This window comes from Roseateles sp. GW821-FHT03B02 (assembly GCF_059421025.1).
Genome location: NZ_JBWKUV010000010.1, coordinates 32,070 through 45,612 on the forward strand (window position 1 = coordinate 32,070; position 13,543 = coordinate 45,612).

General features: G+C 58.1%; 14 protein-coding genes. 9 read left to right on the plus strand and 5 right to left on the minus strand.

Going from position 1 to position 13,543, the window contains the following annotated elements; genetic code table 11:
* Positions 1 to 7 precede the first annotated feature (7 nt).
* Positions 8 to 475 carry a nuclear transport factor 2 family protein gene (locus AC07VX_RS22910; RefSeq protein WP_493167066.1) on the minus strand — a complete coding sequence of 156 codons (468 nt, stop codon included), beginning with the start codon at positions 473 to 475 and terminating at the stop codon, positions 8 to 10.
* 147 nt (positions 476 to 622) lie between these two features.
* Positions 623 to 1,567 carry an AraC family transcriptional regulator gene (locus tag AC07VX_RS22915; protein WP_493167065.1) on the minus strand — a complete coding sequence of 315 codons (945 nt, stop codon included), beginning with the start codon at positions 1,565 to 1,567 and terminating at the stop codon, positions 623 to 625.
* Positions 1,568 to 1,798: 231 nt separating this feature from the next.
* On the opposite strand from AC07VX_RS22915, the gene AC07VX_RS22920 reads away from it, so the two are divergent.
* The 3 genes from AC07VX_RS22920 to AC07VX_RS22930 all read left to right on the plus strand — a co-directional run bounded on the left by AC07VX_RS22920 (position 1,799) and on the right by AC07VX_RS22930 (position 4,247).
* Positions 1,799 to 2,533 (plus strand): cysteine hydrolase family protein, encoded by a 735-nt coding sequence (locus tag AC07VX_RS22920; RefSeq protein WP_493167103.1) that lies wholly within the window; start codon positions 1,799 to 1,801, stop codon positions 2,531 to 2,533.
* 117 nt (positions 2,534 to 2,650) lie between these two features.
* On the plus strand, positions 2,651 to 3,433 hold the full coding sequence (locus tag AC07VX_RS22925; protein WP_493167064.1) for an SDR family NAD(P)-dependent oxidoreductase: 783 nt from the start codon (positions 2,651 to 2,653) through the stop codon (positions 3,431 to 3,433).
* A 64-nt stretch (positions 3,434 to 3,497) separates the two neighbouring features.
* Positions 3,498 to 4,247, plus strand: coding sequence for a cupin domain-containing protein (locus tag AC07VX_RS22930; protein WP_493167063.1), 750 nt, complete (start codon positions 3,498 to 3,500; stop codon positions 4,245 to 4,247).
* 45 nt (positions 4,248 to 4,292) lie between these two features.
* Here the strand turns inward: AC07VX_RS22930 and AC07VX_RS22935 are convergent, their stop codons facing one another.
* Complete coding sequence (locus AC07VX_RS22935) at positions 4,293 to 5,138, minus strand: alpha/beta hydrolase (RefSeq protein ID WP_493183959.1); 846 nt, start codon at positions 5,136 to 5,138, stop codon at positions 4,293 to 4,295.
* 366 nt (positions 5,139 to 5,504) lie between these two features.
* Between AC07VX_RS22935 and AC07VX_RS22940 the strand changes: the two genes are divergently transcribed.
* Positions 5,505 to 7,460 (plus strand): methyl-accepting chemotaxis protein, encoded by a 1,956-nt coding sequence (locus tag AC07VX_RS22940; protein WP_493167062.1) that lies wholly within the window; start codon positions 5,505 to 5,507, stop codon positions 7,458 to 7,460.
* A gap of 153 nt (positions 7,461 to 7,613) precedes the next feature.
* Complete coding sequence (locus AC07VX_RS22945) at positions 7,614 to 7,943, plus strand: thioredoxin family protein (RefSeq protein WP_493167061.1); 330 nt, start codon at positions 7,614 to 7,616, stop codon at positions 7,941 to 7,943.
* 161 nt (positions 7,944 to 8,104) lie between these two features.
* Here AC07VX_RS22945 and AC07VX_RS22950 read toward each other — a convergent pair whose 3' ends face one another.
* A complete protein-coding gene (locus tag AC07VX_RS22950) occupies positions 8,105 to 8,611 on the minus strand; it encodes a YHS domain-containing (seleno)protein (protein WP_493167060.1) in 507 nt (168 codons plus the stop codon).
* Positions 8,612 to 8,750: 139 nt separating this feature from the next.
* On the opposite strand from AC07VX_RS22950, the gene AC07VX_RS22955 reads away from it, so the two are divergent.
* Both AC07VX_RS22955 and AC07VX_RS22960 read left to right on the plus strand, forming a co-directional pair.
* Positions 8,751 to 9,593 carry a cupin domain-containing protein gene (locus AC07VX_RS22955; protein WP_493167059.1) on the plus strand — a complete coding sequence of 281 codons (843 nt, stop codon included), beginning with the start codon at positions 8,751 to 8,753 and terminating at the stop codon, positions 9,591 to 9,593.
* A 146-nt stretch (positions 9,594 to 9,739) separates the two neighbouring features.
* Positions 9,740 to 10,309 carry a carboxymuconolactone decarboxylase family protein gene (locus AC07VX_RS22960; protein WP_493167058.1) on the plus strand — a complete coding sequence of 190 codons (570 nt, stop codon included), beginning with the start codon at positions 9,740 to 9,742 and terminating at the stop codon, positions 10,307 to 10,309.
* Positions 10,310 to 10,467: 158 nt separating this feature from the next.
* On the opposite strand, the gene AC07VX_RS22965 is transcribed toward AC07VX_RS22960, so the two are convergent.
* Positions 10,468 to 11,487: a methyl-accepting chemotaxis protein gene (locus AC07VX_RS22965; RefSeq protein ID WP_495122026.1), complete on the minus strand. Its 1,020-nt coding sequence runs from the start codon at positions 11,485 to 11,487 to the stop codon at positions 10,468 to 10,470.
* Positions 11,488 to 11,889: 402 nt separating this feature from the next.
* On the opposite strand from AC07VX_RS22965, the gene AC07VX_RS22970 reads away from it, so the two are divergent.
* Both AC07VX_RS22970 and trxB read left to right on the plus strand, forming a co-directional pair.
* Complete coding sequence (locus AC07VX_RS22970; protein ID WP_493167056.1) at positions 11,890 to 12,231, plus strand: thioredoxin family protein; 342 nt, start codon at positions 11,890 to 11,892, stop codon at positions 12,229 to 12,231.
* A 312-nt stretch (positions 12,232 to 12,543) separates the two neighbouring features.
* A complete protein-coding gene (gene trxB / locus AC07VX_RS22975) occupies positions 12,544 to 13,515 on the plus strand; it encodes a thioredoxin-disulfide reductase (protein WP_493167055.1) in 972 nt (323 codons plus the stop codon).
* The last annotated feature ends 28 nt before the right edge of the window (positions 13,516 to 13,543 follow it).

Here is a 13,543-nt window from a genome sequence, read left to right on the forward strand (position 1 = left end):
TTCTATTTCAGAGACCGAGGTCGCTCAAGCCGGGATGCTCGTCAGGGCGACGTCCCAAGGGCCAGTGGAACTTTCGCTCGCCCTCTTGAATAGGCATGTCGTTGATGCTAGCAAAGCGACGCAGCATCAGGCCTTCTGCATTGAACTCCCAGTTTTCATTGCCATAACTTCTATACCAATGACGAGAATCATCTCGCCATTCATAGGCAAAGCGCACCGCAATTCGGTTGTCAGTGAATGCCCACAGCTCCTTTATGAGCCTGTAGTCCAGCTCGACCGTCCATTTCCGGCGCAGGAATTGCCGGACCTGCTCGCGCCCCACGGGAAAGTCCGCGCGATTCCTCCAAACCGTGTCCTCCGTGTAGACAAGCGATACGCGGTCCGGGTCTCGAGTGTTCCATGCGTCCTCGGCAAGTCGGACTTTCTCTGTTGCCGATTGATGGGTGAACGGGGGAATTGGCGGGCGAGATTGCATTGAAAACTCTCTTAGTTAGCACAGCATCAATACGCGAAGCGGTGGAGAGCTGAGCAGAAGACGGAGGGCGAGGTCCAAGCCTCTGCGGCGGCGCCATTTGCTGTCGCCGCCGTTCCTTCATGCTAACAGAGACAGACCTGTCTGTCTTTATCCGGGCGCCCGTCGAGGCGTTCGTGCGGGTCCGGCGCGAACAGCACCCGGCGTTGCACCGGTCGTACGCTTGAATGCCTTTGAAAACGCTGCCGCTGACTCGAAGCCAACCCGCGCCGCAATATCGGCAATTCCTAGCGCCCCCTCCACCAAGAACTGTCTAGCGAGCTGCATCCGCCACACGGTGAGGTAGTGCATCGGCGTCTGACCGACGAGGTGATGGAACCTTGTCGCAAAAGCCGACCGCGAAAGGCCCACCCCTCGCGCAAGAGACTCCAGCGTCCAGTTCTCCTCCGGGTTCTTGTGCATCAGCATCAGGGCTCGCCCAACGTGCCTGTCCGAAAGCCCCCCGAGGACCCCCGCCTTCTGAGGGTGCTGCTCGAAGTACCTCCGCACCATGTGGATGAACAGAACACCTACAAGCCGATTCACAACCGCCTCTGCACCAGGCCGGGCTGCTTGCGTCTCTTGCTGCATGAACTGCAGCGTCGTCTGAAGCCAGATGCATTGCGGCAGGTCCGAGCTCCGCAAATGAATAACGCTAGGCAATGTGGAAAGCAACGGGTGAAGGCTGCTCCGGTCGAAAGTGAAGTAGCCGCACAGAAGCTGCGCAGGCAACCCTTCACCGCCAAAGCGTAGAGGCCCGTAGCCCTCGATGGCATCCAAGTCCGCAATCTGAGCAATCGGCAGCACCGGCCCGTCCGGCTGGTCGGACAAACTGTGCTCGCCTCCGCCAAGGACTGCGACGAAGTCGCCACCTTGCATGGCAATCGGCTGCCGCAAGCCTGGCAGGCGCAGCCAAGCGTTGCCACGCACGAGCAGGTGGAACTCCGCGGCTTGGCCAGAGGGCAATTCCATGCCCCACGGCCCAGCCATTTCGCAATGAAAGCGCACCCCACCGCCGAGCCGGACTCCATCAAGAATGTCTGCGAGTACGTCCATGTCTCAAAAAATGTACTGTTGGACAACGATGCGCGACTATGAGGCATCGACGGTCGTTCTGTCTAGAACTAGATTTAAGACGCCGACCACATCGCAAAGCACGCAGTCGGTTGCTCGCGAGCCCTGAATTGGCTCACGCATCCCTCATCCAAGGAGCACCAAATGTCGCAACAAGAAGACCGCCGCCGATTCCTCGTCCACAGCGGAGCAGCAGCTGCCGCTGCAACCGTCATGTCCACAACTGCAGCAGCCGCTGGGAAGTCCTCAGAGAAATATGCTGAGCCCAAGAACCCAATGCTGCCTCCGTCGAACATGCAACTCGACCTGCGCCGCACGGCACTGGTCGTCATTGACCCACAGGTTGACTTCCTCAGCCCGAAGGGTGTTGCCTGGGGCGCCGTGGGCGAGAGCGTCAAGGAGCACAACGTCGTCGAGAACATCGGCAAGCTGTTCGCTCAAGCCAAGAAGGCCGGCCTGACGGTAGCCGTGTCTCCGCACCACTACTACCCGACCGACAAAGGCTGGAAGTTTGAAGGCGCGCTTGAAAAGCTTATGCACAAGATTGGCATGTTCAATCGCGCAGGCCCCTATGACCTGACGGGGTTCGAGGGGTCCGGAGCAGACTTCATGCCCGAGTACAAGCAGTACATCTTCGACAACAAGACCATCATCGCCTCCCCGCACAAGGTTTACGGACCAGAACAGAACGACCTCGCGCTTCAGCTGCGCAAGAACCGTGTCGACCAGGTCATCCTGGCGGGCATGTCGGCCAATCTGTGCGTCGAGTCCCACATGCGCGAACTGCTGGAACAAGGCTTCGAGGTGGCAGTTGTCAAGGATGCAACGGCGGCCGCAATCCTGCCGGAAGGTGACGGCTACCTAGCTGCGCTGACCAACTTCCGATTCATCGCGAACGCTGTCTGGACCACAGACGAGACCATTGCTCGGATGAGTGGCTCTCGCTGAAGAGCAAAGCGGCCAAAGGCATCCCCGCACCCACTACTTCGACAAGACCCCAGTCGCTAGGCAGCGCTACACCGCGAACCGCCTAGCTCTGGGAAAACTCACAGGTTTTAGACACAAATGAACAATTCATCTTCTGGCAAGAGGCTCCTAGTCATCGGCGGCACAAGTGGCATTGGCCTGGCCGTTACCAAGTCATTTGTTGCCCAAGGCGGGTCTGCGGCAATCGTTGGGCACCGCGCGGACAAGGCCAACGCTGCCATCGCATCGCTTGGCCACAGCGCCAAGGTCACCGCACTCTGTGCGGACCTCTCCAGCCCAACAGGCCGACTGGAAGTCTCGCGAATGGTGCAGAACGCAGCTGAGCCTTTCGACCTCCTAGTCAACGCTGCAGGTGTCTTCTTTCCAAAGTCGTTCCTCGAGCATACAGAAGACGACTACGAAAAGTATGCGACGCTTAACAAGGCGTTCTTCTTTATCACCCAGGCGTTCGCCAAGCGCCTTGTCGAAACGGGAAGGCCGGGAGCAATTGTGAACGTCGGGTCGATGTGGGCAAAGCAAGCCATCCAAGCTACCCCATCGTCTGCCTACTCGATGGCGAAGGCAGGCTTGCATTCGCTCACGCAGCATCTCGCCATGGAGCTCGGCACACACAAGATTCGAGTGAACGCTGTTTCCCCTGCAGTAGTCGCTACACCCATCTACGAGAAGTTCGTCCCCGCAGAGAACCTGCAGGCCACCGTCCAGTCGTTCAATTCGTTCCATCCCATTGGCCGAGTAGGGACGCCCGAAGACGTGGCTGAGGCCATTGTGTACCTTCTGTCGGATAAGGCCGCATGGGTGACGGGCGCTGTATGGGATGTTGATGGCGGCGTCATGGCCGGCCGAAATCTCGCCGAATAGCACTTTGAGGGTAGCCTGCACGTCATCGCTGCATCGCTACCCGCCTTTGTAGTGGAGCCAACGAATGCAGTCACGCGAACGCACCACCTTTGAATTCCCAATACAAGACACCAGTTCACTCGATGCTTCGGCTGCATCGCAGGCCGGGGAGCCGTTGAGTGACACAACACGCATCCGCAACGACCACAGCGTCCGCGCTGTGGTCAATCTGTTCGGCCTGCCCTGGACGCGCACGACGCATGCCGGGGTGAGTCGAATTCTCATCGAACGGCATGGCGGTGAGCGAGCTCGAGCAACCTCGGTTGTAAGGTTTGAGCCCGGCACATCATTTGAGGCCCATGAACACCCTTTTGGAGAAGAAGTCTTCGTGCTCAACGGAACGTTTGCGGATGAGCACGGCGTCTATCCAGCTGGTACCTACATCAAGAACCCAGCGGGGTCAAAGCATAGACCGGGCACTGACGAAGGCTGCACGCTGTTTGTGAAACTCCAGTACCTTGCCAGCACCGACAAGACCAGGTCTGTAGTCGAAACAGAACGCGCACAATGGCTCCCCGGCCTTGTTGCTGGACTTTCCGTGCTGCCGCTGAGCAACCAGACTGCGCTAGTTCGCTGGGCTCCTGGCACAACCTTCGGCCAGCATCGGCACTTCGGCGGGGAGGAGATTCTCGTGCTTGACGGCGTCTTTGAGGACGAGCATGGAAGCTACCCCGCAGGGACCTGGGTGCGAAGTCCTCACCTTAGCCAACACACGCCTTTTAGCCGCCAAGGTGCAACCATCCTCGTCAAGACCGGTCATCTAGACATGCCATGACACCGCGACCTACATAGGCTACAAGGCGACCTCTCACCTCAGCTCTTATGAGAGGCGCGAGTCTGCGTCAGACTCAAGAGTCGCAAGCCTCTTCAGCAAGAACCCGCCGATGGCATCGGCCAGCTCCTTCGCACCCAGGACTTTGTTGTGCCCGTAGCCTACAGTTTGGGTGAACGATGCGTCTGGGCATATTTGTCGGATTTTCTCAGCGTCCGCCGTGCTCACATAGCGGTCGGCATCGTCATAGGCAAGCAGCAAGTTGTCGCCGGCGCCTTCCCAGACAGCACCCTCTTCGAGCATGGCCCATGGCAGGCCAAACTGCATGGCCAAGTCCTGCCTGAATCGGTGAACCACCCCCGGGGTTGGATTCAGCCTTCGGCGCAGGGCATGAAGAGGTGGATACGGATGATGCGGCGCGCAGATGCAAACATAGCTTGGCACGCTGAGTCCTAGCAGCCCACGGGCCCCCATCATCGCCAAGCCGCCAGCTGAATGGCCTATCAGCGCAACCGGCTTAAGGGCGGCAGACGCCTCGGCTGTGTCGGTCATAAACCGCCTCCAAGAAGCGCCTGCAACCTCCGACTTACCGTGCCCGGCAATGTCGATTGCCACCGCTCGAAATCCTCTTTCCGCGAGCTGTGAGCCCAAGAGCGCCATCTGGGTGGCTCGGCCTCCCCACCCATGAACGAGGCACACGACGGGTCCATCTCCCCATTCAAGAGCGGGCACTCGACTGACTCCAGGCAACAGCCTGCCACGTGAAATCGAAGCCGCCTTGGCCTCGACGTCAGTGACCTTTGCGCGCGCCGGGCGAGACGCCATCCTCTTCGCAACAGCAAAGGCAAGCGAATCCGGCAGTAGCCGCAATGCGGCACCAACTAAGGCCTCCATCTAGCCCCCTTAACGTCGCTCGAAAGCGAAGCTCGACCAAAGACGAGCAGTCATGAAATCAATACGATTTATCACCAATCGGCTCGATTACGGACCTAAATTGAAAGTAACAGCGCTCGTTGGCGAGCCGGGTCACATAGACCGCACTGCAAGAGCTTGAGTGGTCACACACCGCGACCACTTGTCGCTCACGCCAAGATGGGGCGAGCGTCTGCTTGGTCCAAGTCTGCCCGTTCAGATTGTCGGCATAAGTCCATTCGTATCGAAGTTCATCCCCCTCGTCTCGCACCCACCCATCAGAGCCAACCAAGGCTTAAGTGGGGACGATGAGGCGTAGCCATTCTTCACGACAAACAAGGAGTCTCCATGAATCGGCTGCGACGGTTAGTTGCCAACCTACGCTTCTCTCAAAAGTTCTTTGCCGTTGGCCTATTGCCGATGCTCGTGCTGGCCATCATTTCAGTGCAAGTCGTCAGCGAGGACTACACGTCGCTAAAGGTCTCCCGCGCCGAGGCGGCCGGAATATCTCCGGCGGAAGATATGCTCGCCGTCATCAGAATGACGCTTCAACATAGGGGACTAACAACAGCGCTTCTGTCAGGCTCAAACAATGCTCCTGAATCGCGTCTCCAACTTAAGGAGAAGCTCGAACGTGCCCTCAGTGCAAGCGCAGCGTCAATCTCGAAACTGGGAAGTCCGCGACTGACCGAGCACATCAAACAGATTCAGGACTCATGGGGCGAGCTAGTGGCAAGCATTGGCGGCGGAGCGCTCAAAGGCTCTGATAGCTTCGCACTTCATACTTCCCTTATTGACTCCGAGCTTCAGCTCCTGGAGGAGATAGCTGACGCAACCGGAATGACTTTGGACTCTTCCGCAGCCAGATATTTTCTAATTCAAGCGGTTTTTGTTCATATGCCATCTTCAATTGACGGGCTAGGTCAGTTGAGGGCGCTAGGTTATCTGCACCTAACTGAGGGGAGGAACTCAGTCGAGGGCAGAGCGAAAATTGCGGCCATCGCCAGCACCGTTAAGAAAGCGCGCGACACAATCAATAGGTCGTTCACGAAAGCGATTGCAGATGACAACACATTAGAAGCTCCTCTGCAGGAAATGGCATTGCGAAGCTTCTCTGATGTCGACACTATTCTTCAGCTCGCAGAGAAGTCGACGGCATCACAGGAGCAGTCACCACCTACTCCAGAGCAGTACTTTCTAGAGACAACAAAGGCAATTGACAGCGAATTCGACGTCATTTCTCAGGCCGCGCAGCTTCTAAGAAAGCAGCTCGACGATGAATTAAGGCGAAGGACGCGGCACCTGGTAATCACCCTAGCAAGCGTCCTTGCTTCGGTGGCCGCATCTATCGCATTCGCCGCTTTCGTCACACGTCGTACTACAGGGGCTATTCGACGCGCGGTCCAGGTGGCGACTACTGTTGCGTCGGGCGACCTTACATCCACGATTGACTCTCGTTCAAGTGACGAAACTGGGCAGATGCTCGAGTCGTTAAGTGCGATGAACCAAAGCCTCGCAAGAATTGTGTCCGAAGTGCGCAATAGCAGTGACTCAATAGCCACGGGGTCTGCACAGATTGCCTCGGGCAATCTCGACCTTTCGAAACGGACCGAGGAGCAAGCGTCGAACCTGCAGCGAACAGTCGCGTCCCTGGAGCAACTGTCCTCAACGGTCTCACAGAACGCTGAAAGCGCTAGGACGGCTGCTACCCTGGCTGACGATGCCTTTGACGCAGCTAAAGACGGCGGGTCGGTGGTGCGCGAGGTCGTAACGGTGATGAACGACATCAATTCAAGCGCAAGCCAAGTTGGCGAGATTATTGGAATCATCGAGAGCATTGCTTTCCAGACCAATCTTCTGGCGCTAAACGCTGCAGTGGAGGCGGCTCGCGCCGGCGACCAAGGAAAGGGATTTGCAGTGGTTGCGTCGGAAGTTCGGGCTCTCGCCCAACGCAGTTCCGTGGCCGCAAAGGAAATCAGCGCGCTCATTGCGCGGAGCACCGAGCGTGTGCACGCTGGAACCGCCCTTGCCGGCCAGGCTGGCGCTGTGATGGAGTCAATGCTTGCGCGCGTTGAAAAGGTTACTGACCTAGTTCGGGAGATTGGTTCGGCGACCAATGAGCAGGCACTCGGAATCAGAGATTTGAATGCCTCCATGAGTCGGCTCGACGTCGCGACACAACAAAACGCCTCGCTCGTGGAGGAGGCAGCTGCGGCGGCCGACAGTTTGCAGGCTCAGGCCAGTCGACTCGCGGACCTTGTTGGGGTCTTCAAGCTTTCAACCAAGCCAGCGGCCGCTTCGTAAGCACCGTGTGCTCCGCGCTTCTCTTGCAGAGGTGCTCTCGGGATACGACTGGACAGGTAAACGAGACGAGAGGCTGGCTCTCGGCAGCTTGCTGAATCGACCATGTGCCTATAAGTGCTTCCATGTCAACAACCCATCACGAAAGGTAGCCCCATGTCCTCCGTCATTGAACCCAAGAGCGAAGCCGATGCACGCACAATCCTCGCCGCTACTGGAACACCAACTCTCGTGGATTTCTCCGCAGCGTGGTGCGGGCCATGCAAGGCTCTCGCCCCTGTTCTCGAAGCCTTCGCAGCCGAACGAGCCGGCACGTTGAACGTCGTCAAGGTTGACATCGACCAGTTCTCCACCCTTGCCGGCGAAGTCGGAATCAGGAGCGTCCCTACTCTGATGGTCGTACGAGACGGCAAGGTCTTGGCTGCACGGGCCGGCTCGATGCCCAAACCGATGCTCGCTGCGTTTGTTGACGGCGCGCTTTCCTGATGGCTCTCGTTGTGGTGGCGGGCACAGCCAGCCACCGCTCAGCCGTGAGCCCCGAACGCTTGAACGCGGAGCAAAGTTCCGACCTCCCCAAAGCAGCGCGGCCCCGACGCAAAACGCGATGGGGCCGCAAAGGCGAACCGGACACAGTCCGGCAACCAAGATTACAGCGTCTTGGGAACCTTGTCCTTCAAGCCGGGCCAGGACTTCTCGGCAGTAGCGAGGTTACCCGGCACGTCGTCAAGCCACCGCTTCTGAACATCCTTGTTGACGTTGAGGTACAGCTTCTCGTTGACGACTCGGTACGCCAACGGCTCAACGTCCAGCTTCTTACCCAGTGCAACGCCCATTGCACAGAACCCACCATACTGCGGCGCATACTTGTCAGGAGCAGAATTGAATTTGTCCCGATTCGCGGTCGTTGCGAAATAGTAGGTGGCGCCGTCGTGAGTTGCCGTGATGCTCGACTTTCCTTGCTGGGGATTCTTGGCAGTGAAGTAGGACACCGGGTCGTAGCCCTTCAAAGCTACACCCTTGGTGTCGACATTGACTGCGGCAGGCGAGTTCTCATCGTAGGCGTACGAAGGCGTAGGGGCAAATGCCACGGCCATTGCGGCCGAGGCAAACATCGACAGCAGCACTCGACGCGTTTGCATAGACATTACTTTCATGAAAGTTCTCCGTTGAGGTTTCCTGGTTACCAGAGTCGCTCGCTCAAGACGATGAAGCGAGAGGTTCACACTCTAGGAAGTTGAAGTTCAATGTTGGCTACGCGTCGTTCCGTAGATATGACTTGGAGTCTCAAGCCCCATGGACCATTTATCGCAGCTTCTCAACCGCTTTTCGCTCAGTGCAGGCGTTTTCTACACAGGCAACATCTGCGGCGTTCACGGCTTCGACCGTGATACGCGTCGCGGCCATGTTCACCTCATAAAGCGCGGACCTGTACAACTCGTCGGCGGACCAGAGGGTGGGCTTTCCATCACTGAGCCGAGCCTGCTTTTCATGCCGCGACCTGATGCCCACCAACTCATCACGGACGACCGCTTCGGAGCGGACGTCGTTTGCGCATCCATCCAGTTCGGCGCTGGCGGCCACAACCCCATCACGGACTCTCTGCCGAGTCTCGTAATCGTGCCTCTTGCGGAGCTCACCGGAGCACAGCCGATGCTCGAGCTCCTCTATGAGGAGGCCTTCTCACAGAACTGCGGGCGGCAGGCATCACTGGACAGGATGTGCGAGCTCCTCCTCATCCGGCTTCTTCGCTTTTGTTTGGCAAAGGGAATAGCCAAGGGTGGGGCCCTTTCAGGCATGTCGGATGCCCGCCTTGCCAAGGCGCTCGTCGCCATGCACGAGGACCCCGCTCGTGAATGGGAGCTTTCCGAAATGGCGACCCTGGCCGGGATGTCACGTGCTCGATTCGCCGTGCATTTCCGCCAGGTCACTGGGGAGACACCAGCGAACTACCTCGCATCGTGGCGCATCACTCTTGCGCAAGGACTGCTCCGCGCGGGCCGACCGCTGAAGCATGTATCGGCTGAGGTTGGCTACGGCAGCCCGAGCGCGCTAACGCGTGCGTTTGTGCGAAAAATTGGCACCTCGCCCAAGAACTGGTTGCGGATGCTTGAGGATGAGAGCGTTCCGTCGACCTAGCCCAACGGAAGACGGCAGCTAGGTGGATACGCAGGGTCATCAACTCGAAACAGGAAGGGTGCCTGAAAAGCGTAGCGTCAAATAGATTGAACGCGACGAAATCATCTCATGGAGCTTTCGTTGCCACTTCTACCCGGAGCAATCTGATGTCCAAAGCACCACTCTTGCCGACCCTCACCCTGCTGGAATACGACCGCACCACAGGGCGACAGCGGGAAATTCTTGACACTGCCCAAAAGCAGGTTGGCTTCCTGCCAAACATGTACCGCGGCATGGCGAACGCCCCCGCTGTTCTTGACACGTACCTCCACGGCTACGCCCTGTTCCGCTCGGAATCTGGGCTAACGCCAGCTGAACAAGAAGTCGTCTTTCTCGCCGTCAGCAAGAGCAATGGATGCGACTACTGCACTGCCGCCCACAGCATGATTGCCGACAAGGTTTCTGGGGTCCCCGCAGAAGTCCTAGATGCAATTAGGACTGGAAAAGTTGTTCCGGATGCCAAGCTCGGAGCACTCTACGATTTGACCACCGAAATGGTGAAGACCAACGGTCGTCCTGCAAGCTCCGAAATCCAGAAGTTTGTTTCCGCAGGCTTCAGTGAAACTCAGCTGCTCTATGTGGTCCTCGCCATCTCCGTGAAGACTCTGAGCAACTACAGCAACCATGCGTTCAGCACGCCGTTAGACGGTCGGTTTGCGTCATACGCAGTGGATTGAGCGCGGGGAGGCGGACGACGCGCATCCGGTCCGCCTCCGGATTCGATGAGGCGATTAGCCACATCATTCGCCCGGACAGGTCATCGTAGACACTGGGCGGTCCCGTTGTCGCGATTCAGCTTGCTCAGCTCGGGAGCACGAACGCCGCGGGACGAAGCTCAGGTTGTAGGCTTGGCCAATGCGCCAAGCCGCTCTGAGACTGTGCTCGCCAAGCCTGCATTTGCCGCAGACCCCTCGATTGCCGCGCCGGCGTGGTCAACAACTCGTGCTATCCCGGCCGCAATGTCACGGATGTGTGACGACTGCGTCTCAAGCAACTGCAAGCTCTGTAGCGTCGCCTCGCTTGAGCTGGTCATGGACGTCGTCGCATCACGCAACGCCGTCCGAGCCCGGTCGCTACAGGAAAGCAGGCGAGCCATACCCTCGTCAAGGCGCAGCGACTCTTTGGCCATATCGTCGGTGGAGCCCATGAGTTTCCTCGTAGTTCCGTCAATAGCCTTAGCCTGAGCCTCCGCCTCGCCAGCGAGCTTCCTGACAGCTTGAGCAATTGCCGCGAACTGGCGCCCCTCGGGGCCGGCGTTCGCCGCCACGACAGCCGCATTCAACGCCAGCAACGTTGTCTGTCTCCCGATTCGCTCAATCTCGAAGGCTAGATTGGAAATATCTTTGAAGTGAGCTTGCGTCAGCTTTATTGCGTCGGAGACCGCACGAGAGTTCGCAGAGCATCCTTCCACTTCTACCCGGAGTAAGTCTTCCTGCTCCAACGCCGCGTCAAACTGACGTGCCACTTCTGCGGTGGCCCCTAGCGCCCGTTGAACGTAAGACGCCCCGCCCTCAATGTCAGCCAGCGTCTCCTGAGCACGGACCAAGAGCTCGCTGGTCTCCTTGAACCGCGCCTTAGCGGTTGCGTTGACATGCTTGGCATTGTCTTGAATGTTCTGCACCATGCCCTCAAGGGGCGCCAGGTCCTCGGCGAGACGCCTGTCCCTACTCGCAAGTGCCCGGCTTCCGCTAGCTCCCGCAAGCGTGCCTGAAAAACAGGAGACCAGGAACGGCACAAGCATGGTGAGTGCCGCCTTTCCATAGTCCACCTCCATTCCGCTCAGAAGTCCACTTCCCTGGTTAACGACCACCAGTGTTGGCCCGACGATGGCGGCGACCAGTGCAGAGCGGCGCAAGACAGCGCCATCGCAATGCTTGAAATAGCCAGAGACGACCAATTGTCAGCTCCTCAGACTTGACGGCACCGTACGACGCCCAGTTCTAGGTACCGCTGCCGAGTTCTCTCGAGTCCGCATCGCAATGTCCGAGTAAGTGCTGGATGCCCTCCCGGGAACAACGCCACGCGCGCCCAGCAAGTGGCACTTTAGGCTTCCATCTTGGGTAGATGGCACACCATTCGTCTCAAAACCTGAGTCCACCGTCTCTAAAACCAGGTGCGGCGGTCGCCACACACATTAGGGGAGCGGGCGACGAGCGGCCTTCCTCTTGAGACTGGAAGTTGCCGAAGCCATGACGACTATTACGACACTCGCAGCAGGGCACCGATGGCTTCCTAGGCCAAAACTGCGAGGTACGTAATGAAAGATTGGCCAGAAGTCAGTCAGGACGAACTAGACGCTCTGCTTTCGATGGAGAGCGTGATTGCTTTGGTCTACTTCTACACCCCCTGGTGTGCTCCCTGTTTGGCAATAGCGCCAGCATTGCGCGACGTCGCGAGAATCTACGGGGCGCGGCTCCCGATGGCGAGGGTGGACGTCGATACATCCCCCAGCATTGCTGCGTCATATGGAATAGCGGACATACCCGCCATCATCATGTTCAGGTCAGGGAAGGAAGTGACGCGGACAGTTGGCTTTTCAACGCTGAATTCCCTTAAGCAGTGGATAGATGACTCGCTTAAGCAATCAGGCTCTTCCTGACTTCGTGACCATTGTGATACGCGCGGGCATTTGCACCAGACTCTGAGACAGCAATCTGCCCAGCATAGTTCGTACCATTCAGTTTTCGTTGGCAAGCCCTTGAGGTGGCAAAAGTGCTCGTCGGTGCGTGGCACCTCACCAGCGCTCTCTAGCGCATGCGTCTACTTCTCCAAGCTGGCACAAAGGGCTCTCCGAGGCTCAAGTTGCCGGAGCGCCCCGGCAAAGTGACGAGAACAGGAACGTCAGCGCTGTAGACGCCAGCCTTCAACCCTACCTTCCTTATGCCTGGCAGCCTGCTTACGGGCTGCCGGAATGCAAGTCTTGAAAGTCATCATGTCCTCAATTCACGCACGTGTTCTGGTAATCGGCTCTGGCCCGGCTGGATACACCGCGGCGATATACGCCGCTCGGGCAAACCTATCTCCGGTGCTGCTCACGGGACCTGCCCCAGGAGGGCAGCTCACGACAACCACAGCAGTTGACAACTGGCCCGGCGCGGCAAAAGGCATCATGGGTCCTGCGTTGATGGAACGCCTGGAACAGCATGCCCTTCGCTTCAAGACGCAGGTCATCCATGACCAGGTCATCGACGTAGACGTGAGCACACGCCCTTTCACATTGAAGGGGGCGAATGGAACCTACACCTGTGATGCCCTGATAGTGGCTACGGGTGCTACAGCTAAGTACCTTGGCCTTCCCTCTGAAGAGAAGTACCTAGGTCGTGGCGTCTCTGGTTGCGCGACCTGCGACGGCTACTTCTTCCGCGGTGAGGAGGTAGCAGTAGTCGGCGGCGGCAACACTGCCGTCGAAGAGGCGCTGTATCTTTCGAACATCGCAGACACGGTGCACCTGGTTCACCGCCGTAGCCAGTTTCGCGCCGAACCCATCATGGTAGACAGACTAATGGCCCAAGTCAGCGCCGGAAAAATTCAGCTGCATCTTCACAAAACAGTGCAAGAAGTCTTGGGGGACGATAGGTCCGTCACAGGTCTCCGGCTACGGAGCTCCGAAGATGGAACTGAGACAAATCTGAGCGTCAGCGGGTGCTTTGTCGCCATCGGGCACAGTCCGAATACCACGATGTTCGACGGCAAGCTCAAATTGGAAAACGGCTACATCGTTACCGGCCGAAATTCCGAATCACTGTCGACCATGACAAGTGTGCCGGGCGTGTTCGCTGCGGGAGACGTTCAAGACAGTATCTATCGGCAAGCCATCACCTCCGCAGGCACCGGCTGCATGGCCGCTCTCGACGCCCAACGCTTCCTGGAATCCTCACTCTGATGTTTGAGGTCACAGATTCAAGTGGTGC

What these genes read in the sequence shown, in the direction of transcription:
- AC07VX_RS22910 (WP_493167066.1), bottom strand. Translation starts at nt 475, where the DNA reads ATGCAATCTCGCCCGCCAATTCCCCCGTTCACCCATCAATCGGCAACA.
- AC07VX_RS22915 (WP_493167065.1), bottom strand. Translation starts at nt 1,567, where the DNA reads ATGGACGTACTCGCAGACATTCTTGATGGAGTCCGGCTCGGCGGTGGG.
- AC07VX_RS22920 (WP_493167103.1), top strand. Translation starts at nt 1,799, where the DNA reads ATGTCCACAACTGCAGCAGCCGCTGGGAAGTCCTCAGAGAAATATGCT.
- AC07VX_RS22925 (WP_493167064.1), top strand. Translation starts at nt 2,651, where the DNA reads ATGAACAATTCATCTTCTGGCAAGAGGCTCCTAGTCATCGGCGGCACA.
- AC07VX_RS22930 (WP_493167063.1), top strand. Translation starts at nt 3,498, where the DNA reads ATGCAGTCACGCGAACGCACCACCTTTGAATTCCCAATACAAGACACC.
- AC07VX_RS22935 (WP_493183959.1), bottom strand. Translation starts at nt 5,138, where the DNA reads ATGGAGGCCTTAGTTGGTGCCGCATTGCGGCTACTGCCGGATTCGCTT.
- AC07VX_RS22940 (WP_493167062.1), top strand. Translation starts at nt 5,505, where the DNA reads ATGAATCGGCTGCGACGGTTAGTTGCCAACCTACGCTTCTCTCAAAAG.
- AC07VX_RS22945 (WP_493167061.1), top strand. Translation starts at nt 7,614, where the DNA reads ATGTCCTCCGTCATTGAACCCAAGAGCGAAGCCGATGCACGCACAATC.
- AC07VX_RS22950 (WP_493167060.1), bottom strand. Translation starts at nt 8,611, where the DNA reads ATGAAAGTAATGTCTATGCAAACGCGTCGAGTGCTGCTGTCGATGTTT.
- AC07VX_RS22955 (WP_493167059.1), top strand. Translation starts at nt 8,751, where the DNA reads ATGGACCATTTATCGCAGCTTCTCAACCGCTTTTCGCTCAGTGCAGGC.
- AC07VX_RS22960 (WP_493167058.1), top strand. Translation starts at nt 9,740, where the DNA reads ATGTCCAAAGCACCACTCTTGCCGACCCTCACCCTGCTGGAATACGAC.
- AC07VX_RS22970 (WP_493167056.1), top strand. Translation starts at nt 11,890, where the DNA reads ATGAAAGATTGGCCAGAAGTCAGTCAGGACGAACTAGACGCTCTGCTT.
- trxB (WP_493167055.1), top strand. Translation starts at nt 12,544, where the DNA reads ATGCAAGTCTTGAAAGTCATCATGTCCTCAATTCACGCACGTGTTCTG.